The 19,884-nt window shown below is 65.4% G+C and carries 16 protein-coding genes and 4 tRNA genes; 9 read left to right on the top strand and 11 right to left on the bottom strand.

The features are described 5' to 3' along the window. Positions 1-31: 31 nt before the first annotated feature. The 5 genes from JHD77_RS11990 to acnB all read right to left on the bottom strand — a co-directional run bounded on the left by JHD77_RS11990 (position 32) and on the right by acnB (position 7,112). Entirely contained in the window at positions 32-1,243 is a 1,212-nt protein-coding gene (locus tag JHD77_RS11990; protein WP_003144728.1) for an MFS transporter, read from the bottom strand. 353 nt (positions 1,244-1,596) lie between these two features. Further along, positions 1,597-2,292 carry a polysaccharide lyase family 7 protein gene (locus JHD77_RS11995; RefSeq protein ID WP_003087865.1) on the bottom strand — a complete coding sequence of 232 codons (696 nt, stop codon included), beginning with the start codon at positions 2,290-2,292 and terminating at the stop codon, positions 1,597-1,599. Between the two features lie 229 nt (positions 2,293-2,521). Continuing rightward, a complete protein-coding gene (locus JHD77_RS12000) occupies positions 2,522-3,100 on the bottom strand; it encodes an ANTAR domain-containing response regulator (RefSeq protein ID WP_003087868.1) in 579 nt (192 codons plus the stop codon). A 16-nt stretch (positions 3,101-3,116) separates the two neighbouring features. After that, entirely contained in the window at positions 3,117-4,325 is a 1,209-nt protein-coding gene (locus JHD77_RS12005; protein ID WP_003139948.1) for a CmpA/NrtA family ABC transporter substrate-binding protein, read from the bottom strand. A 177-nt stretch (positions 4,326-4,502) separates the two neighbouring features. Beyond that, the gene (gene acnB, locus JHD77_RS12010; protein WP_003087875.1) at positions 4,503-7,112 is read right to left on the bottom strand and encodes a bifunctional aconitate hydratase 2/2-methylisocitrate dehydratase; all 2,610 of its coding nucleotides are present in this window, start codon (positions 7,110-7,112) and stop codon (positions 4,503-4,505) included. 381 nt (positions 7,113-7,493) lie between these two features. On the opposite strand from acnB, the gene JHD77_RS12015 reads away from it, so the two are divergent. Further along, positions 7,494-7,961 (top strand): DUF1289 domain-containing protein, encoded by a 468-nt coding sequence (locus JHD77_RS12015; protein WP_003098041.1) that lies wholly within the window; start codon positions 7,494-7,496, stop codon positions 7,959-7,961. Between the two features lie 55 nt (positions 7,962-8,016). Here JHD77_RS12015 and JHD77_RS12020 read toward each other — a convergent pair whose 3' ends face one another. Beyond that, complete coding sequence (locus JHD77_RS12020) at positions 8,017-8,880, bottom strand: universal stress protein (RefSeq protein WP_003087881.1); 864 nt, start codon at positions 8,878-8,880, stop codon at positions 8,017-8,019. A gap of 170 nt (positions 8,881-9,050) precedes the next feature. Between JHD77_RS12020 and JHD77_RS12025 the strand changes: the two genes are divergently transcribed. After that, on the top strand, positions 9,051-9,674 hold the full coding sequence (locus JHD77_RS12025) for a tRNA isopentenyl-2-thiomethyl-A-37 hydroxylase MiaE (RefSeq protein ID WP_004342965.1): 624 nt from the start codon (positions 9,051-9,053) through the stop codon (positions 9,672-9,674). 48 nt (positions 9,675-9,722) lie between these two features. On the opposite strand, the gene JHD77_RS12030 is transcribed toward JHD77_RS12025, so the two are convergent. The 3 genes from JHD77_RS12030 to JHD77_RS12040 all read right to left on the bottom strand — a co-directional run bounded on the left by JHD77_RS12030 (position 9,723) and on the right by JHD77_RS12040 (position 12,412). Beyond that, positions 9,723-11,054: an SPFH domain-containing protein gene (locus JHD77_RS12030; RefSeq protein ID WP_003120298.1), complete on the bottom strand. Its 1,332-nt coding sequence runs from the start codon at positions 11,052-11,054 to the stop codon at positions 9,723-9,725. Between the two features lie 133 nt (positions 11,055-11,187). Then, positions 11,188-11,910, bottom strand: coding sequence for a UDP-2,3-diacylglucosamine diphosphatase (gene lpxH, locus JHD77_RS12035; RefSeq protein WP_003113585.1), 723 nt, complete (start codon positions 11,908-11,910; stop codon positions 11,188-11,190). Positions 11,911-11,914: 4 nt separating this feature from the next. Further along, a complete protein-coding gene (locus JHD77_RS12040) occupies positions 11,915-12,412 on the bottom strand; it encodes a peptidylprolyl isomerase (RefSeq protein WP_003087890.1) in 498 nt (165 codons plus the stop codon). Positions 12,413-12,534: 122 nt separating this feature from the next. On the opposite strand from JHD77_RS12040, the gene JHD77_RS12045 reads away from it, so the two are divergent. Together JHD77_RS12045 and cysS are read left to right on the top strand one after the other, a co-directional pair. Next, the gene (locus JHD77_RS12045; protein WP_003098032.1) at positions 12,535-14,205 is read left to right on the top strand and encodes a glutamine--tRNA ligase/YqeY domain fusion protein; all 1,671 of its coding nucleotides are present in this window, start codon (positions 12,535-12,537) and stop codon (positions 14,203-14,205) included. Between the two features lie 9 nt (positions 14,206-14,214). After that, on the top strand, positions 14,215-15,597 hold the full coding sequence (cysS, locus tag JHD77_RS12050) for a cysteine--tRNA ligase (RefSeq protein WP_003098030.1): 1,383 nt from the start codon (positions 14,215-14,217) through the stop codon (positions 15,595-15,597). 57 nt (positions 15,598-15,654) lie between these two features. Here cysS and folD read toward each other — a convergent pair whose 3' ends face one another. Beyond that, positions 15,655-16,509 (bottom strand): bifunctional methylenetetrahydrofolate dehydrogenase/methenyltetrahydrofolate cyclohydrolase FolD, encoded by an 855-nt coding sequence (folD, locus tag JHD77_RS12055; RefSeq protein WP_003087898.1) that lies wholly within the window; start codon positions 16,507-16,509, stop codon positions 15,655-15,657. 278 nt (positions 16,510-16,787) lie between these two features. Here folD and JHD77_RS12060 point away from each other — a divergent pair. The 5 genes from JHD77_RS12060 to JHD77_RS12080 all read left to right on the top strand — a co-directional run bounded on the left by JHD77_RS12060 (position 16,788) and on the right by JHD77_RS12080 (position 17,683). Continuing rightward, positions 16,788-16,864, top strand: a tRNA-Arg gene (locus tag JHD77_RS12060). Between the two features lie 51 nt (positions 16,865-16,915). Continuing rightward, positions 16,916-16,991 (top strand) — tRNA-His (locus JHD77_RS12065). Between the two features lie 54 nt (positions 16,992-17,045). After that, positions 17,046-17,130 (top strand) — tRNA-Leu (locus tag JHD77_RS12070). 66 nt (positions 17,131-17,196) lie between these two features. Continuing rightward, a tRNA-His gene (locus tag JHD77_RS12075) sits at positions 17,197-17,272 on the top strand. Between the two features lie 189 nt (positions 17,273-17,461). After that, positions 17,462-17,683 (top strand): hypothetical protein, encoded by a 222-nt coding sequence (locus JHD77_RS12080; RefSeq protein ID WP_003087901.1) that lies wholly within the window; start codon positions 17,462-17,464, stop codon positions 17,681-17,683. Between the two features lie 286 nt (positions 17,684-17,969). Here JHD77_RS12080 and JHD77_RS12085 read toward each other — a convergent pair whose 3' ends face one another. Continuing rightward, on the bottom strand, positions 17,970-19,814 hold the full coding sequence (locus tag JHD77_RS12085; protein ID WP_031756925.1) for a serine hydrolase domain-containing protein: 1,845 nt from the start codon (positions 19,812-19,814) through the stop codon (positions 17,970-17,972). Positions 19,815-19,884: the final 70 nt, after the last annotated feature.

A 19,884-nucleotide genomic window follows, 5' to 3' on the forward strand; every position in this document is an offset into this window, starting at 1 on the left:
GCCTCGCCGATGCTCAGTCGCAGCCCCACGCTCAGACCCGCGCGGCGGTAACCGCGGCCGAGCCCCAGGTGGTGCGCCAGCGCCGCTTCACCCCGTGGAGGCCGAACCAGGCCAGCACGCCGAGACTGGCGAACAGCCACAGGCCGAGCTGGTAGTCGCCGGTGCTTTGCTTGATCGCGCCAAGGCCGGCAGTCAGGCAGAAGCCGCCGATGCCGCCGGCCATGCCGATCAGCCCGGTCATCACGCCGATTTCCTTGTGGAAGCGCTGCGGTACCAACTGGAACACCGCGCCATTGCCGGCACCGAGACTGAGCATGGCGACCACGAACAGGCCGAGGGCGGCCATCGCGCTGGACAAGTGGAAACCGACCGCGGCGATGCAGATGGCGGCCAGGGTGTACACCATCAGCAGGCTGCGGATGCCGCCGATGCGATCGGCGAGGGCGCCACCGAGCGGGCGCATCAGGCTGCCGGCGAAGACGCAGGCGGCGGTGTAGTAGCCGGCGGTCACCGGGTTCAGGCCGTACTGGTCGTGGAAATAGCCGGGCAGGGTGCTGGCCAGGCCGAGGAAGCCGCCGAAGGTGACGCTGTAGAAGAACATGAACCACCAGCTGTCGCGGTCGCCGAGGGCTTTCAGGTAATCGCCCATGGCCTTGGGCGCCGGCCGCTGCGGGGCGTTGCGCGCGACCATGGCGAACACCAGGAGGGTCAGGACGAGCGGCAGCAGGGCGAAGCCGAACACATTGTTCCAGCCGAACGCGGCGGCCAGGCCGGGGGCGAAGAGGGCGGCGAGCACGGTGCCGGAGTTGCCCGCGCCGGCGATGCCCATGGCCTTGCCCTGGTGTTGCGGCGGGTACCATTGCGATGCGAGCGGCAGGGCCACGGCGAAGGATGCCCCGGCGAAGCCGAGGAACAACCCCAGCAGCAGTGCCTGCGCATAGCTGTTCACGCCCAGCAGCCAGGCGGCTGCCAGGGCGGCGATGACGATGATCTGGGCGAGGATGCCGGCGCTCTTCGGCGACCAGCGATCGGCCAGCAGGCCGAGCAGGAAGCGCAGTACGGCGCCGGCGAGGATCGGCGTGGCGACCATCATCGCGCGCTGTTGGGTGCTCAGTTGCAGGTCGCCGGCAATCTGCACCCCCAGCGGGCCGAGCACGTACCAGACCATGAAGCTCAGGTCGAAATAGAGAAACGCCGCGAACAGGGTCGGCGCATGGCCGGCCTTCCAGAAGCTGTTGTTCATCGAACACCTCGTATCCAGCGGAATCGGGGCGGAACGGCCGCCCGGCGGAAGTTGCATCGCTACAAGGTGAGCGTCCGACAGCGGACCACCCACCCGCCCCGACGCTGGGGCGAAACGACGAAGACGCCACGGGCCTCTGCCGGGAAGGAGAGGCCGCGCGACGTCTTTGTCGGGGATGGGTAACCGCCGTTGGCTACCGTCAGGCAGGACGTAGCAAGCTCTTTGCCAAGTTGTCGAAAGCGCGGCGTAGAGCGGTTGCAGGGACAACCATGGCGTCGGGCGTGCACGCCGCGGTGGCAGGCGTCGGGGGCTTGCACAGGGCTGGGGCGGCGCGTCCGTGCGCCGTCGGCGGTTCAGCGATGGGCGGTGTTCAGGTGGTAGATGGTCACGCGGCTGCCTTCGCCGCTGTCGCCGGCGTTGTCGTTCACGTAGGCGCCGGCCTTGAAATAGAGCAACTGGTCGTTCCAGGCGCTGCCGAGGGTCTGGTAGTAAGCGTCCTCTTCGCCGTCCTGGCTGCGCGCGCGCACCGCCAACTCGCCGCTGGAGGTGACGCGCAGGCTGTAGTTGAAGCGCTCGCCCAGGCGTACCTGCTCGAGGATCGACACGTTGCGGCTATAGGAATCGTCCGGGTGGTTGCGTACCAGCGCCTCGACCCGGCCGAGGCCTTCCTCGGGCTTGTAGTAGTACTGCAGCTTCACCAGAGGTTCGCCGTCGTCGGTCTGTGGCGACTTGCTGTGGATCTGGCCGATGATCACCTTGTTCTTCGAGGGGACCTTCTCGACGCTCATGGTCACCCGCAGTTCGTTGTCGGCCTGCCAGTAGTACCAGTTGTCGAGGCTGCCGTCGGCCTGGGTTTCGCGCAGTTCGGTGCGAGGATAGGTGCTGTCCTCGGTGTGCGAGCCGTCGATGGGCACCCAGAAGACCAGGCCGCCATCGTTGCCTTGCTGGAAGTACCGGCTCTGGTAGCCGTTGTTGAGTTGCTGGGTGGTGATCACCTGCGGGGTGGGTTCGGTGGGAATGGTAAGGTTCCAGGTGCTGAGATCGATCATGCTGAGCATCTCCTGACCGCTGAGTCGGCGGTGCGGTTCGGGCGGACGCCTGCGGCTCCTAGCCCTGGGCGTCCACTGCGGGCCTCCCTGGTCATGCTAGTCGAGGGTGGCGAGGGGGTAGCTCCCAGAACGGATAGGGCCGTTCCGGGCGCACGAGCATAGCCGCGCCGCTCTGCGCCGGGGGCCAGCAGGGTGGCTGGCGATATGATCGCCAGCTGCCCAGCCGGATTCAGCCGCCGAGCATGTCGTGCATGGCGATGATCTGCTCGGCGACCTGGATCAGCTTCTGCTGGCGGCTCATGGCCTGGCGTCGCATCAGCGTGTAGGCTTCCTCCTCGCCGCAATGCTTCATCTTCATCAGCAGGCCCTTGGCCAGCTCGATGCGCTTGCGCTCGGCCAGCTGCGCCTCGCGCGCCTGCAGTTGAGCGCGCAGCGCCTGGTCGCTCTCGAAGCGCGCCATGGCCACGTCGAGGATCGGTTGCAGGCGGCTGGCCTGGATGCCTTCGACGATGTAGGCGCTGACCCCGGACTGGATGGCGCGGCGCATCACTCCCGGATCGTGCTCGTCGGTGAACATCACGATCGGGCGCGGCTGGTCGCGGCTGACCAGGCAGACCTGCTCCATCACGTCGCGGCCGGGAGACTCCGTGTCGATCAGGATCACGTCGGGACGCAGCGCTTCGACGCGAGCCGGCAGGTCGATGGTCAGCCCCGACTCGTCCACCACTTCGAAACCGCTCTCGAGCAGGGCGGCCCTGAGGCGTCCGACTTTCTTCGGCGTGTCGTCGATCAGCAGGATACGCAGCATGGCGGGCGCACCAGGGTCAGAGGTCGATGCCCTGGCCGGTTTCGGCCAGGGCGTGGATCGGGAAGCTGCGGGCGTAGCCGGCGGGGTCGCTGCCGTCCCAGGTGCGCCCGTCGATCAGCGTCGAGCGGCGCATGTCGGCGCCGTCCAGGCGCAGGCCAAGGGCCGTCGCGGCATCGCGGTACAGCGCGGTCTGCTGGACCCTGCGGGCGATGCCCAGGTAGTCCGGGTCTTCGCGCAGCAGGCCCCAGCGGCGGAACTGGGTCATGAACCACATGCCATCCGAGAGCCAGGGCCGGTTGACTTCGCCGTCGGCGTAGAAGCGCAGCGGATGCGGGTCCTGCCAGGCGTTGCCGAGGCCGTCCTGGTAGCGGCCGAAGAAGCGCGGCTGGATCGCGCCGAGCGGAGCGTCGACATAGTCGCGGCCGCTGATCAGTTGCGCGGTGCCCAGGCGGTTCTCGGCGTTCTGTTCGATGAAGCGGCTGGCGTCGAGGACCGCCATGACCAGCGCGCGGGCGGTGTTCGGGTAGGCGTCGACGAAGGCGCGGGTAGTGCCGAGGACCTTTTCCGGGTGGTCCGGCCAGATCGCCTGGCTGGTGGCGATGGTGAAGCCCTGGCCCTGGTCCACGGCCAGGGCGCCCCAGGGTCCGCCGGCGCAGAACCCGTCGATGCGCCCGGCCTGGAGATGGCCGACCATCTGCGCCGGTGGAACCACCACGCTGTGCACGTCGTGCAGCGGATGCAGACCGATGCTCGCCAGCCAGTAGTTCAGCCAGAGCGCGTGGGTACCGGTGGGAAAGGTCTGCGCCAGGGTCAGGCGTGCACCATTCTGGCGCCGATGCCGGAGCAGTGCCTCCGCACTGGTCACGCCAGCCTGCTTCAGCGGTTCGGAAAGATTGATCGCCTGGCCGTTCTGGCACAGTCCCATGAGCACCGCCATCTCGCTTGCCGCGCTGCCGCCGAGGCCGAGCTGGACGCCGTAGACCAGCCCGTACAGGCACTGCGCGGCATCCAGCTCGCCGCTGAGCAGCTTGTCGCGCAAGGTGGCCCAGGACGGTTGGCGCCTGAGATTGAGCGTGAGGCCGTAGGGCTGGGCGAAGCCCTGGGTGGCGGCCACGATCAGCGAGGCCGAATCGGTCAGCGCCATGAAACCGATGTCCAGGGCGCTCTTTTCCGGTGCGTCGGAACCGCCGGCCCAGGCCTGGCTGCGTATCGCTCTGTCTGTCATCACCACCTCGAGTGCGGGAGGGCGGCGCGGGCCGTCCCGTTTTCCAGTGCGCAGGCGCCGTCGTCGGCGCGCTTTTCCATAGCTGCCACAGCAAGCGCTATGCCAGGCGGCGCGGGGGGGTTCGCCGGGCAAGAAAAAGCCCCGCACGGGGCGGGGCTTGTTCGACGCGTCGCTGGATCAGGCCTGGACGACCGGGATCTTGGCGTTCGCAGCCGCTTCGCGGAACTCGGCGATCTGGTCGAAGCTCAGGTAGCGGTAGACGTCGGCAGCCATGCTGTCGATGTCCTTCGCGTAGGCCATGTACTCCTCCACGGTCGGCAGTTTGCCGAGGATCGAGGAGACCGCCGCCAGCTCGGCCGATGCCAGGAACACATCGGTGGCATCGCCCAGACGGTTCGGGAAGTTACGGGTCGAAGTGGAGACCACGGTGGAACCGGTCTGGACGCGAGCCTGGTTGCCCATGCACAGCGAGCAGCCCGGCATTTCCATGCGCGCGCCAGCCTTGCCGTAGATGCCGTAGTAGCCTTCCTCGGTCAGCTGGTGGGCGTCCATCTTGGTCGGCGGAGCCAGCCACAGACGGGTCGGGATGCCGCCCTTGACCTTGTCCAGCAGCTTGCCGGCGGCGCGGAAGTGACCGATGTTGGTCATGCAGGAGCCGATGAACACTTCATCGATCTTGCGGCCCTGTACGCTCGACAGCAGACGCGCGTCGTCCGGATCGTTCGGCGCGCAGAGCACCGGCTCCTTGACGTCGGCCAGGTCGATCTCGATCACCGCGGCGTACTCGGCGTCCTTGTCGGCTTCCAGCAGCTCCGGCTTGGCCAGCCAGGCTTCCATCGCCTGGGCGCGACGCTCCAGGGTGCGCGGGTCGCCGTAGCCTTCGCCGATCATCCAGCGCAGCAGGGTGATGTTGGACTTCAGGTACTCGGCGATCGCCTGTTCCGGCAGCTTGATGGTGCAGCCGGCGGCGGAACGCTCGGCCGAGGCGTCGGACAGCTCGAAGGCCTGCTCCACGGTCAGGTCGTTGAGGCCTTCGATCTCGAGGATGCGGCCGGAGAAGATGTTCTTCTTGCCCTTCTTCTCGACGGTCAGCAGGCCCTGCTGGATCGCGTAGTAAGGGATCGCATGGACCAGGTCACGCAGGGTGATGCCCGGTTGCAGCTTGCCCTTGAAGCGCACCAGCACCGACTCCGGCATGTCCAGCGGCATCACGCCGGTGGCGGCGGCGAAGGCCACCAGGCCGGAGCCGGCCGGGAACGAGATGCCGATCGGGAAGCGGGTGTGCGAGTCGCCGCCGGTACCAACGGTATCGGGCAGCAGCATGCGGTTCAGCCAGCTGTGGATGATGCCGTCGCCCGGACGCAGCGACACGCCGCCACGGGTCATGATGAAGTCGGGCAGGGTGTGGTGGGTCTTGACGTCGATCGGCTTCGGATAGGCCGCGGTGTGGCAGAAGGACTGCATCACCAGGTCGGCGGAGAAGCCGAGGCAGGCGAGGTCCTTCAGTTCGTCGCGGGTCATCGGGCCGGTGGTGTCCTGGGAACCGACGGTGGTCATCTTCGGTTCGCAGTAGGTGCCCGGGCGCACGCCCTGGCCTTCCGGCAGACCGCAGGCGCGGCCGACCATTTTCTGCGCCAGGGTGAAGCCCTTGCCGCTATCGGCCGGTGCTTCCGGCTTGCGGAACAGGTCGGAGGCGCCCAGGCCCAGCTCGGCGCGGGCCTTCTCGGTCAGGCCACGGCCGACGATCAGCGGGATACGGCCGCCGGCGCGGACTTCGTCGAGCAGGACCGGGGTCTTCAGCTCGAAGGTGGTGACCACTTCGCCGCTGTCGTGGCGAACGACCTTGCCTTCATAGGGGTATACGTCGATGACGTCGCCCATGGCCAGGTTGGTGCAGTCGAACTCGATCGGCAGGGCGCCGGCATCTTCCATGGTGTTGTAGAAGATCGGTGCGATCTTGGTGCCGAAGCAGAAGCCGCCGGCACGCTTGTTCGGCACGAACGGAATGTCGTCGCCGAAGAACCACAGCACCGAGTTGGTGGCGGATTTGCGCGAGGAACCGGTGCCGACCACGTCGCCGACGTAGGCGACCGGGAAGCCCTTGGCCTTGACCGCTTCGATCTGCTTCAGCGGACCGACCGAACCCGGCTGGACCGGCTCGATGCCGTCGCGGGCCATCTTCAGCATGGCCAGGGCGTGCAGCGGGATGTCCGGGCGCGACCAGGCGTCGGGGGCCGGGGAGAGGTCGTCGGTGTTGGTTTCGCCGGGGACCTTGAATACGGTGAGAGTCAGCTTTTCCGGGACTTCCGGCTTGGCCTTGAACCACTCGCCATCGGCCCAGGATTGCAGCACGGACTTGGCCGCGGCATTGCCCTTCTTGGCGCGCTCGGCGACGTCGTGGAAGGCGTCGAACATCAGCAGGGTGTGCTTCAGCTGTTCGGCGGCGGTGTTGGCCAGTTCGGCGTCGTCCAGCAGCTCGACCAGGGTGGCGATGTTGTAGCCGCCCTGCATGGTGCCCAGCAGCTCGGCGGCACGTTGCTTGTCGATAAGGGGGGAGGTGGCTTCGCCCTTGACGATGGCGGAAAGGAAACCGGCCTTGACGTAGGCGGCTTCGTCGACGCCCGGCGGTACGCGGTTGGTGATCAGGTCAAGGAGGAATTCTTCTTCGCCGGCCGGCGGGTTCTTCAGCAGCTCGACCAGGCCTGCGGTCTGTTCGGCGTTCAGCGGTTGGGGCACGACACCCTGGGCGGCACGCTCTTCTACGTGTTTGCGGTAGGCTTCAAGCACAGTATTTCCCTCATCAGTGGTCCCGGGGGACACGTATCCAGGAACCGACGCAGATCCGCTCGTCAGGCCCAGGTGGACGGTAATCCACCAACCTACGAGGGCATCGGCAGGTTCCAGACAGAAGCTGTTTTCAAAGTTTTACGCCGGCGGGCTGGGGTGGGGCTGGCGAGACGCTTGAGGGAGGCGCCGTCGCCAGCGTACCTGCCGGAAACTGTGCTCGTGACGCTTTGAAAACAGCTTCTAACGGACATTGGCGCCTAAAAAGGCGGGCCAATGTTACTGGAAACTCGACGCAAAGTTAAGTCGGAAACCCTAGGAACCACGGGGTGAACTTGATTAGACAAAGGGCTAAGATGCCGCTTTGTTTTCGTTGTCCCGGCCATGTCTTCGCAAAGAATCAAAACCCCCTGCGTAGGGCTTTGCTCCACGGTATACGGCGACCTGGTATGCCGTGGCTGCAAGCGTTTCCACCATGAGGTGGTCAACTGGAACCTCTACGACGCCGAGGAAAAGCGGGCTGTCTGGAGTCGCCTTGAGCAGTTGCTGGCCCAGGTGATGGCCGCCAAGCTGGAAGTCTTCGACGCCGCGCGCCTGCGCCTGCAACTGGAGCAGCGGCAGATCCGTTTCGTCCCCGAGCAGTCCCCCTATTGCTGGGCCTACCAGTTGATCGCCCGCGGTTCCCGGCTGATCAACCAGATCGAAGCCTACGGCGTGGCACTGCTGCCGGAATTCCGCGACTGGAGCCTGCCGGACCTGCGCGATGCCATCGACCGGGAATTCTTCCTGCTGTCGGAAGCGCATTACCAGCGCTACATCGCGCCCTCGTTCCTGCAGGCGATCGACAGATAGGCGGTGTCTCCAGCGAAAAAGCCGCCCTTGGGCGGCTTTTTCGTCCGACCAGCGGTCACTCCTTGCTGGCCAGCTCCTCCAGGTGGGCGATGATGTCGTCCGGCTTCAACACCAGCACGTCGCTTTCCAGGGTATCCAGCACCACTTCCGCGGTATTGCCGATCAGCGCGCCGGACAACCCTGTGCGCGCCACGGTGCCGATCACGGTGACCACCGCGTCGAGCTTCTGCGCGGTGCGCGGGATCAGCACGTCGGCCGGACCTTCCTCGATGTGCAATTGTTCGTCGCTGAAACCGTACTCGGCCTGGAAGGTGCGGCAGGCCTCGCGATAGCGGGCCTCGATGGTTTCGCTGAGCTGGAAGGTCGGGTCGGCAGAGGAGAGCATCGGCGAGGGGTGGGCGCTGATCACGTGCAGCGTGGCCTTGGCCAGGCCGGCGATGTCGTAGGCATGGCTGATGATCCCGGCGTGCAGGGAGCGGTGCTCGCCGTCGTTGTTGCCGACGTCGACCGCGGCGAGGATCTTTCCGCCCGTCCAGGGCCGGGCGGTCTTGGTCATCAGTACCGGACAGGGCGCGAAGCGCAGCAGCTTCCAGTCGTCCGGGGTGAGGATGGCCTTTTTCAGCGGGTTGTCGGGAAAGTGCTGCTTGATGATCAGCCCGCAGCCTTCGGCCTGTTGCTCGGCGATGATGGTCTGGTGCAGGGAGTCCTTCCAGGCCTGGTTGGTCGAGACGCTGTAGCCTTCCTCGCGCAGCTCCTGGGCCAGGTCGTTGAGAGCGGCGCTGTGGTCGCGGCGCTTCTCGCAGACCAGCAGGTGCAGGTGCGACTGGGTCACGCCGGCGATCAGTTGTGCCCGTTTCAGGGCGAGACCTTCCAGCTGGTCCGGTTCAATCACCACGAGGATGCTGCGAATGGCTTGCATGATCGTCTCCCTGAGTGCTTGTGGTTATCGCTGAAACAACTCTAGACGCAATCCAGCCGCTGCTCTTGATGCATATCAAACGGGTCGGCCTGCCCGACCGCCGCAGCTTCCGTATAATGCTCCGCCTTTCCTGCCCCGACCAGCGTCATGGCAGGCCCTTTCCAGAATGAGTGACCTGCACCATGTTGCCCGAGATCGACCAATTCCTTGCCTGTTCCACTCCCGCCGCCTGGGTCGAGGCGGCCCTGGAGCGCCAGGACGTCATGCTGCTGGACCACAAGGCCTGCGAGATGAAGGCCGCGGCGACGGCGATGCAACTGATCGGCAAGTACTCCGGCCGCCTGGACCTGGTGAACAAGATGAGCCGCCTGGCGCGCGAGGAGCTGCGCCACTTCGAGCAGGTGCTGGCGATCCTGAAGAAACGCGGTATCCCGGTGGTCAATGTCAGCGCCTCCCGCTACGCCTCGGCGCTGCGCGACCTGGTGCGCAAGCAGGAGCCGCAGCGGCTGACCGATACGCTGGTGGTCGGCGCCTTCATCGAGGCGCGTTCCTGCGAGCGCTTCGCCGCCCTGGTGCCGCACCTGGACGCGGAGCTGGCGAAATTCTACGGCGGTTTGCTGAAGTCCGAGTCGCGGCATTTCCAGGACTACCTGAAGCTGGCCTACCAGTACGGCGACGAGGCCGACGTGGAGCGGACGATCGAGGTGGTGCGGGCCAAGGAGGCCGAGCTGATCAGCAGTCCGGACAACGAATTCCGCTTCCACAGCGGCCTCCCGGTGGACCTGGTGGCCTGAGCCGGAAACAAGAAAGCGCCCCGCGGGGCGCTTTTTTTGCTGCCTGGATCAGTCCTTGACCTTGAGGTCGAGGGCCAGGTCGCGGGCGGCCTTGGTCGCCAGAACGCCCATCAGCTGGCCGATCTCGTCCTGGCGGCTCGCCGCGCCGTTGGCGCCGGCACCCATCATTACGCTGGGGACGGGGGCCTGGGCGGCGGCTTCGGCCCAGACCTTGTTGATCGCGATCAGCGCGTCGAGCTTCGGCTGCAACGCGCCGTCCGCCTTGATCACCGCTTCGCGGGCGTAAGCCTCGGCGTCGGCGGTGATCTTGGTGGCCTGGGCGGTCACCGTGGCCTTGTCGCGCAGCAGTTCGGCGGTCTGCTTCTCGATCTCGGCGCGCTGCTTCTCGCGCTCGGCGTTGATCACCGCCAATTGCTTGTCGGTTTCCGCCTGGGTGGTGCGTTCGATCTGGTCGCGCAGGGTTTCCTGGCGCTTGGCCTCGACTTCCTTCTCGCCGCGGGCGGTGACCAGCAGCTTTTCCTCTTCTTCCTTCAGGCGGTTCTGCCGCGCCACCGCCAGCTCGGCGAGCGCCTGCTGGACCTTGACCATGCGCTGCTTGTACTGCGGGTTGGGATCGACGTTGGTGATCCGCGCTTCCACCACCTCGACGCCGAACTTGCGGAACTGCTGTTGCTTGCGTACCGGGATGCCCTTGGCATCGGTGACCTTCTCGGTGACGAACTGGCTGGCGTTGTTGTCGCCGAACGCTCCCTGCTCGGTGCCGGCCTGGAGGATCGCGGTCTGGTGCGGAATGGCGCCGCGCGGCCCGCGGACTTCCTTGCGCTTGATCAGGTACAGGCCGTCGTTGAGCTGGTTCTCGAACTCGGCGGCGAATTCGCTGCGGGCTCCGGCGTAGTAGTCGTCGGCGCTCATCAGCGAAGCGGTGGCCTGGAGGGTTTCCTTGATCGCCGGCACCAGTGCGGTGCGGATGAAATTGTCCGGGTTGCGGTATTCCTGGGCCATCTTCAGGAACGGCTCGCCGCCGGGCAGGCGAAAGCGCGCGGAAGATTCGACCTTGGCGTCGACGTTGCCGAGGAACACGATCGGGAAAGCCTCGATGGTGGCGCCGAGGCCGTCGTTGTCCGGATTGGTGTCGTTATCGTCCATGACCAGCACGGACTGCACGCTGATGGCCTTCTTCCAGGTGGTGGCGCGACCGAACCACTTGGTCGCGTAGCCGACGTCATCGACGATCTTCTCGTCGCCGAAGATGGTCCTTACGTGGGTCATGAAGCCGGCTTCGTTATAGAAGAACACGCCGTTGAACAGGCCGAAGCCGAGGGCGAGCATGCCGAGGGGGGCGGCGACGAACTTGATCAGGTTTCCCTTCGAGATGATCACGATCATTCCTTGATGCGGGGTGGGGGAGCGCGATCCTGCTGAAAGGTGGCCCGCGACGTCAAGATGGACGGCGGAAAAAATGCGAATCGCATAATGCTTCGCTGAAAGGCCCGCATGGCGGGCCTGGGGTGGGTCAGAGCGGGAAGGGCGCCTGGCGATGGCCGTTGGCGTCGATCTCCAGGGCCCAGCCCTGGCGGTCCCAGTCGCCGAGCACGATGCGCCGGGCGGGCTGGCCGTCGATGTCCAGCGGGTGTTCGGCCGGCCGATGAGTGTGGCCGTGGATCAGGGTACGCACGCCATGCCCGCGCATGACCCGGGGCACTTCTTCGGGTGTGACATCGATGATGTCGACGGCTTTCATGCGGGTCTGCGCGCGGCTTTCCTTGCGCAGCTTGCGTGCCAGCTTGTGCCGGGTGGCCAGCGGCAGGTGGCGCAGTACCCAGAGCGTGAGCGGGTTGCGCAGCCAGCGGCGCAGGCGCATGTAGGCCTCGTCGCGGGTGCACAGGCTGTCCCCGTGCATCAGCAATACCGGCTCGCCGTACAGGTCGATCACGCTCGGGTCGGGCAGCAGCGTGCATCCGGCCTCGCGGCAGAACGCCTTGCCAATGAGGAAGTCGCGATTGCCGTGCATCAGGTAGATGCGCGTACCGCCGTCGGCCACCTGGCGCAGGGACTGGGCGATGGAGCGCTGGAAGGCGTCCATGCCGTCGTCGCCGATCCAGGCTTCGAAGAAGTCGCCGAGGATGTACAGGGCCTCGGCCCGACGGGCGCGCTCATCGAGGAAAGACAGAAACGCCCGGGTGATGTCCGGGCGTTCCGCTTCGAGATGCAGGTCCGAAATGAACAGGACGCTCATCGCTTCATTCTTCGACGATTTCGGCCTTCTCGATGATCACGTCCTCGGCCGGCACGTCCTGGTGGCCGCTGCGCATGGTGGTGGCCACGCCCTTGATCTTGTTGACCACGTCCATGCCCTCGACCACTTCGCCGAAGACGGCATAGCCCCAGCCCTGGGTGGTGGGGGCGGTATGGTTGAGGAAATCGTTGTCGGCGACGTTGATGAAGAACTGCGCGCTGGCCGAATGCGGGTCCATGGTACGAGCCATGGCGATGCTGCCGACCTTGTTGGTCAGGCCGTTGTTGGCTTCGTTCTTGATCGGTGCGCGAGTGGGCTTCTGCTTCATGCCCGGCTCGAAACCGCCGCCCTGGATCATGAAGTTGTTGATCACGCGGTGGAAGACGGTGTTGTCGTAGTGGCCGCTTTTCACGTACTCCTTGAAGTTCGCCGCGGTTTCCGGGGCTTTCTCTTCATCGAGCTTCAGGGTGATGACGCCATGGTTGGTATGCAGCTTGATCATGTGGGTAATCCGCTTTGTCGTGAAAATCGAAGGCCTGTCAGGGGGTTGACAGCTTCGGCTATGATAAGCGCTTTGATTTGCCCGGCCTACCCTGGTCGGGCGAGAGCATGACCAAGGATCCCATGAGCAAGCCAGAGACCACCGCCGCCCCGAACTTCCTGCGCCAGATCGTTCAAGCCGACCTGGATGCCGGCAAGCACGCGAAGATCGTCACCCGTTTCCCCCCGGAGCCCAACGGTTACCTGCACATCGGCCACGCCAAGTCGATCTGCCTGAACTTCGGCCTGGCCCAGGAATTCGCTGGCGATTGCCATCTGCGCTTCGATGACACCAACCCGGCCAAGGAAGACCAGGAGTACATCGATGCCATCGAGGCCGACATCAAGTGGCTGGGCTTCCAGTGGTCCGGCGAGGTCTGCTATGCCTCCAACTATTTCGACCAGTTGCATGCCTGGGCCATCGAGCTGATCAAGGCCGGCAAGGCGTTCGTCTGCGACCTCGGTCCCGAGGAAATGCGCGAATACCGCGGCACCCTCACCGAGCCGGGCCGCAACAGCCCTTACCGTGACCGTTCGGTGGAGGAGAACCTCGACCTGTTCGCCCGCATGAAGGCCGGTGAGTTCCCCGACGGCGCCCGTTCGCTGCGGGCGAAGATCGACATGGGTTCGCCGAACATGAACCTGCGCGATCCGATCCTGTACCGCATCCGCCATGCGCATCACCACCAGACCGGCGACAAGTGGTGCATCTACCCGAGCTACGACTTCACCCACGGTCAGTCGGACGCCATCGAGGGCATCACCCATTCGATCTGCACCCTGGAATTCGAAGACCATCGTCCGCTCTACGAGTGGTTCCTGGCCAACCTGCCGGTACCTGCGCAACCGCGCCAGTACGAATTCTCCCGGCTCAACCTGAACTACACCGTGACCAGCAAGCGCAAGCTCAAGCAATTGGTCGACGAAGGCCATGTCAGCGGCTGGGACGATCCGCGCATGTCGACCCTGTCCGGCTATCGCCGCCGTGGCTACACCCCGGAGTCGATCCGCAACTTCTGCGAGATGATCGGGGTGAACCGTGCCAGCGGCGTGGTCGACATCGGCATGCTCGAGTTCAGCATCCGCGACCACCTGGACGCCACCGCGCCGCGTGCCATGTGCGTGCTGAAACCGCTCAAGGTGGTGATCACCAACTACCCCGAAGGGCAGGTGGAGAACCTCGAGTTGCCGCGTCATCCGAAGGAAGACATGGGAGTGCGCGTACTGCCGTTCGGTCGCGAGCTGTTCATCGATGCCGGTGACTTCGAGGAAGTCCCGCCGGCCGGCTACAAGCGCCTGATCCCCGGTGGCGAGGTGCGTCTGCGCGGCAGCTACGTGATCCGTGCCGACGAAGCGATCAAGGATGCCGACGGCAATATCGTCGAACTGCGCTGCAGCTACGATCCGGACACCCTGGGCAAGAACCCGGAAGGCCGCAAGGTCAAGGGCGTGATCCACTGGGTGCCGGCCGAGGGCAGCGTCGAGTGCGAAGTGCGCCTGTACGATCGGCTGTTCCGCTCGGCCAATCCGGAGAAGGCGGAAGAGGGCGGCAGCTTCCTCGACAACATCAACGCCGACTCCCTGCAGGTACTGGCCGGCTGTCGCGCCGAGCCGTCGCTGGGCCAGGCGAACCCGGAGGATCGCTTCCAGTTCGAGCGCGAAGGCTATTTCGTCGCCGACCTGAAGGACTCCAGGCCGGGCAAGCCGGTGTTCAACCGTACCGTCACCCTGCGTGACTCCTGGGGACAGGGCTGAGGAAAGACCGTGCTGCAGATCTACAACACGCTGAGCAAGACCAAAGAAGTCTTCACGCCGCTGGTCGGCAACCAGGTACGCATGTACGTGTGCGGCATGACCGTGTACGACTACTGCCATCTGGGCCACGGCCGCAGCATGGTGGCGTTCGACGTGATCACCCGCTGGTTGCGCCACCGTGGCTACGACCTGACGTACGTGCGCAACATCACCGATATCGATGACAAGATCATCAATCGCGCCAACGAGAACGGCGAGCCGTTCGATGTGCTGACCGAGCGCATGATCGCGGCGATGCACGAGGACGAGGCCCGGCTGAACATCCTCAAGCCGGACCAGGAGCCACGCGCCACCGATCACATCGCCGGCATGCACGCGATGATCCAGATCCTGATCGACAAGGGCTATGCCTACGCGCCGGGCAACGGTGACGTGTACTACCGGGTCGGCAAGTTCGCTGGCTACGGCAAGTTGTCGCGGCGGCGGGTCGAGGACCTGCGCATCGGTGCGCGGATCGAGCCGGGCGAAGCGAAGGAGGATCCGCTCGATTTCGTGCTCTGGAAGGGCGCCAAGCCTGGCGAACCGAGCTGGTCGTCGCCCTGGGGCGAGGGGCGCCCGGGCTGGCACATCGAATGCTCGGTGATGTCCACCTGCTGCCTGGGCGATTCCTTCGACATCCATGGCGGTGGCAACGACCTGGAGTTCCCTCATCACGAGAACGAGATCGCCCAGAGCGAGGCCGCGACCGGCAAGCCCTACGCCAAGTCCTGGCTGCACTGCGGGATGATCACCATCAACGGCGAGAAGATGTCCAAGTCGCTGGGCAATTTCTTCACCATCCGCGAAGTGCTGGAGAAATATCACCCCGAAGTGGTGCGTTACCTGCTGATCGCCAGCCATTACCGCAGTCCGATCAACTACTCGGAGGAGAACCTGCGCGAGGCCAAGGCGGCCCTGGACCGTTTCTACAACGCGCTCAAGGGGCTGCCCGAGGCGGCGCCGGCGGAAGCGGCGGAGTATGTCGAGCGCTTCGCCGCGGCGATGGACGACGACTTCAATACCGCGGGTGCCTGCTCGGTGCTGTTCGAGCTGGCGCGGGAGGTCAATCGTCTGCGCGAAAGCGACCTGTCGGCGGCGGCCGCGCTGGCCGCGCGCCTGAAGCAGTTGGCTGGCCTGCTGGGGGTGCTGCAACTGGAGCCGGAAGCCTTCCTGCAGGCGGGCGCCGAGGGCAAGGTCGATGCGGCCGAGGTCGAGGCGCTGATCCAGGCGCGCCTGGAGGCGCGGGCGGCGAAGAACTGGGCGGAGTCCGACCGGATTCGCGATCGGCTCACCGCCATGGGCGTCGTGCTGGAGGATGGCAAGGGCGGCACTACCTGGCGCCTGGCCGACTGAACCCGCAGCGATAAATGAAAAGCCCCGCGAACGCGGGGCTTTTCATTACCGGCGACCTCAGTCGTGCAGGTGTTCGGCGGCGTGCAGGGTATTTTCCAGCAGGCAGGCGCGGGTCATCGGCCCGACGCCGCCCGGCACCGGGGTGATCCAGCTGGCGCGTTGCGCTGCCACTTCGTATTCCACGTCGCCGACCAGTCGGCCGTCGGCCTGGCGGTTGATGCCGACGTCGATGACGATGGCGCCTTCCTTGATCCACTCGCCCTTGACCAGTCCCGGCTTGCCGGCAGCGACCACCACCAGGTCGGCACGCGACACATGGTCGGCCAGGTCGCGGGTGAAGCGGTGGGTCACGGTGACGGTGCAGCCACCCAGCAGCAACTCCAGAGCCATGGGCCGGCCGACGATGTTCGAGGCGCCGACCACGACCGCATCCATGCCGTACAGGTCGGCGCCGGTGCTGGCGAGCAGGGTCATGATGCCTTTCGGGGTGCAGGGGCGCAGGAGGGGCATGCGCTGGGCCAGGCGGCCGATGTTGTAGGGATGGAAACCGTCCACGTCCTTGTCCGGGTGGATGCGCTCCAGCAGCAGGGAGGCGTCCAGGTGGGCGGGCAGGGGTAGCTGGACCAGGATGCCGTCGATGGCGGGATCGTCGTTCAGGCGGTCGATCAGGGCCAGCAGGTCGTCCTGGCTGGTTTCGGCGGGAAGATCGTAGGCCTGGGAGAGAAAGCCGACTTCCTCGCAGTCCTTGCGCTTGTGCGCCACATAGACCTGAGAGGCCGGATCGGTGCCGACCAGGATCACCGCCAGGCCGGGAACGCGCAGGCCTTGCTGGCGGCGCTCGGTCACGCGTTGGGCTATCTGCTGGCGAAGGTTGGCGGCGATCGCTTTGCCGTCGATCAGTTGTGCGGTCATGTCGGAAGGGTAACCATCGAATCGGGTGGAAAAAGGACGCGCATTTTCGCATGGACGCCGCCCGGGGCAAAGGAGGCGACCCGCGGATTTGCCGTAACTCCTTTATATAGCTGAATTTTTTTAAAAAACCCGTTGACGGCCTTTCGCCCCCTGTATAACATGCGCCCCGCTTGCCGAGCACAGCCGGACGCAGGGTAAGAGGTAAAGCAAGTCGGTTGCTGACTTTGTGATTGCCAGAGCTTAAAGTTTGCGCTCAGCATTGAATGCAGATGAATAAAGCGCCCGTAGCTCAGCTGGATAGAGCATCCGCCTTCTAAGCGGATGGTCGCAGGTTCGAGTCCTGCCGGGTGCGCCATTCGGCGAATCGGCAAGAAGCAGGCGATGTTTTACCGCAAGTCGTAATATGGTGGGCGTAGCTCAGTTGGTAGAGCACAGGATTGTGGCTCCTGGTGTCGTGGGTTCGATTCCCATCGTCCACCCCATATTCCGAAGCGCCAGGCCCGGGGCCTGGCGTTTTCATTTCCAAGCAGTGTCCCGCGGACGTGGTGGAATTGGTAGACACACTGGATTTAGGTTCCAGCGCCGCAAGGCGTGAGAGTTCGAGTCTCTCCGTCCGCACCACCTTCAGGCTCGGCTTGTCCGGCCGCTGCGGTTGAAGCCGGAACGTCCGGCACGATTCACGATATGGTGGGCGTAGCTCAGTTGGTAGAGCACAGGATTGTGGCTCCTGGTGTCGTGGGTTCGATTCCCATCGTCCACCCCATATTTCGAAGCGCCAGGCCTTGTGCCTGGCGTTTTCGTTTGCGCTTCACGATCTCTTCTCCGCTTGCCTTTCCGGTACCCAATCCGCCCTCATGGGCGCGACGGCAGGTTGAACTTGTTCCGGGTCCGGCGCTCTTAAGCGAGCCTGTCGTTCCTGGCGGGTCCGTATATGCAGTCTGGGTGAAGCGACATGTCGATGAAATGGACCGAGCAGCGCTTGCGCAAGGCTCTCAAGCAGATGGCGAACAATCATGAATCGGCTGCGGTCGAGGTCATGCGCGCCGTCGAGCGGGCGAACGATCCGAAGCTGGCGCAGCGCCTGCTCGAGGTGATCGAGCAGATGCACCAGGATGCCGATGCGCTGCGCTCCATCGACGACGAAATCGCCAGCGGCGTGATCCGTTGCCAATGAGGCCGTAGACGCTCCGCAGTTCAGGACTTCCCGGCGGAAGCCGGCGCATCCGGCCGGTTCGCCAGTTTCGGGCGCAAGGTCGCGCCCTGGGCTGTGTTCCGGCGAACGGTATAAGGTTGGCGGCCGCGGAAGGCGAAGGCGGTGAACATGTTCGTATTCTCTCTCGGTGCGTTTCAGAAACGGTATTCCACCAGGACGCCCAGGCCGATGCTGTCATGCCACTCTTCGGCGACAGCGGCGGAGCAGAGGCTGGCGAGCGTGCCGGCGAGGCACAGGGAGGGGTTTCTCATGGGGACTCCTTCCGTTGCAGCCAGGGACGTGCCTTGGTGTCTTGCTGGGCGAAGCGGTAGCCGAGCGCGTTCAGACCGTCGAAGTCGCGACTGAAGGTGTCTCCCAGGCCCTGGCCGCTGCCGGCCAGGACGGCGTGTGCGCTGTCGATGGGTTGCAGGATGAACTCGCCGGAGCGGGTTCCTCCGGCTTGCCCGCGCACCAGCAGGAAGCCGTCTTCGATCCTGATGCTCAGGCCGTTCAGGTAGCTGTGCCGGCTCGTGCTGGCGACGCGGTAGGTGCCGACGGCTTCGGTCCAGGCCTGGGGCAGGGGTGTCGGCTCGATGCGCTCGCCGAGGTAGGCGGCCTGGCCGTGGCGGCGGGACACCAGGATTCGGCGTTGGCCGTAGCTGACCACGTCCAGTTGCAACTGTCCGGCGCTGTCCACGCCGACGGGCCAGAATCCCAGCAGTCTTTTTCTCATCTGCAGCCAGCCCGAGGTGTCGCGCAACAGTTCCACGCGTTGTTCGCCGAAATCCGCGTACAGGCGACCCCGGCGCTCGTACAGGCGAACCTGGCCTTGGCGGGTTGCGTAGCGACCGTATAGCTGTCGCCGGTCCTCCGAGCTCGGCACCTTCAGTGCGGGGGCGCGCGCGGGGGTGGGCTGTACGGCGGGGCGACGAGCGCCCTGCCTGACCTGCAGCATGAGCGACGCCGCTTGCCGGGCCAGGGAGGCAGTGAGCGACCCGCTGTCATCGGCGTTGCTCATGACAATGGCGGCGAGGCGCTGTTCCGGCAGCAGAATCAGATGGGCGCTGAATCCTGGGGTGGCGCTGGCGTACTCATAGTGACGGATGCCCCCTTCCAGCGGCGCGGAGCCGCACGGGCTCAGGAACCAGGCCAGGCCCACCTGGCAGTCGAAGTCCAGGGCATTGCCGGCGTTCTGCTGGCGGAACATCTCCTCGACGGAGTGTTTCCGGAGAAGCTGGCGCTCCTTGTGGCGCCCGTTGGCGAACAGCATGCGGACGAAGCGGCTGAGGTCGACCGGGCTGCTCCACAGGTCGTTGACCGGGAGGTCGCTGGCGGCGGCGGAGCCGGGGCGACCGCCGCCGCCGTCGCTGTAGCCGTGGGCGCGTTGCGCCTGGGGCAGGGCGTTCCTGGCGAAGCTGGAGCGAGTCATCTGCAAAGGGTCCAGCAGGTGCTCCCGCATGTGCTGCTCGAAGTGCTTTCCGGTGTTGCGCTCGATAGCCGCGCCGACCAGCTCGTAGCCAAGGTTGGAATAGGCGACCTGGGTTCCCGGCGGATTGCTCAGCCAGACGCCGGATACTTTCGCCGGCAGTTGGCCGAGTGAGCTCGGGCGTTCGCCGAACAGGGGCGGCAGGTGTTCGCCAGGAAGGCCGGACTGGTGGCTGAGCAGCCGGCGGAAAGTGATCGCGCGATCCGCCTCGCTCTGGTCGGCATGGAAGCGTGAGCGTACGTAGAACTCGCGCAAGGTGTCCTGGAGCGGGGCGTCGAGAGAGAGTTGGCCGCGTTCGGCCAGTTGCAGGGTCGCGCTGGCGATCAGTAGCTTGGACAGGTCGCCGGCGTGGAATGCGGTGTGCTCGCTGGCGTTGATCCTGTGCTGTCGGTCGGCATAGCCGAAACCGCGGGCCCAGACCAGTTGCTGGTCGTCGACCAATGCCAGGGCCAGGCCGGGCACGTCCTGCCTTTCCATTTCCCGGCGGATGTGGCGTTGCAGATAGTCGATGACCTCGCCGTAGTTGCCCACGGCGGCGCTCGGCGCTGGCGGGGCGGGCGGCAGTCCGTGGCAGCCGCTGGTGCCGAGCAGGCAGCCGAGAAGGGAAAGATGCATTGCACGAAACATGGAACACCTGGCGGAAAGGCGAGGTGTCCCATGCTAGGGCGGGCCTGGCTGGCAGTCCTTACGGCTTTGT

The organism is Pseudomonas sp. P20 (assembly GCF_016463925.1).
GTDB classification, from domain to species: domain Bacteria; phylum Pseudomonadota; class Gammaproteobacteria; order Pseudomonadales; family Pseudomonadaceae; genus Pseudomonas; species Pseudomonas aeruginosa.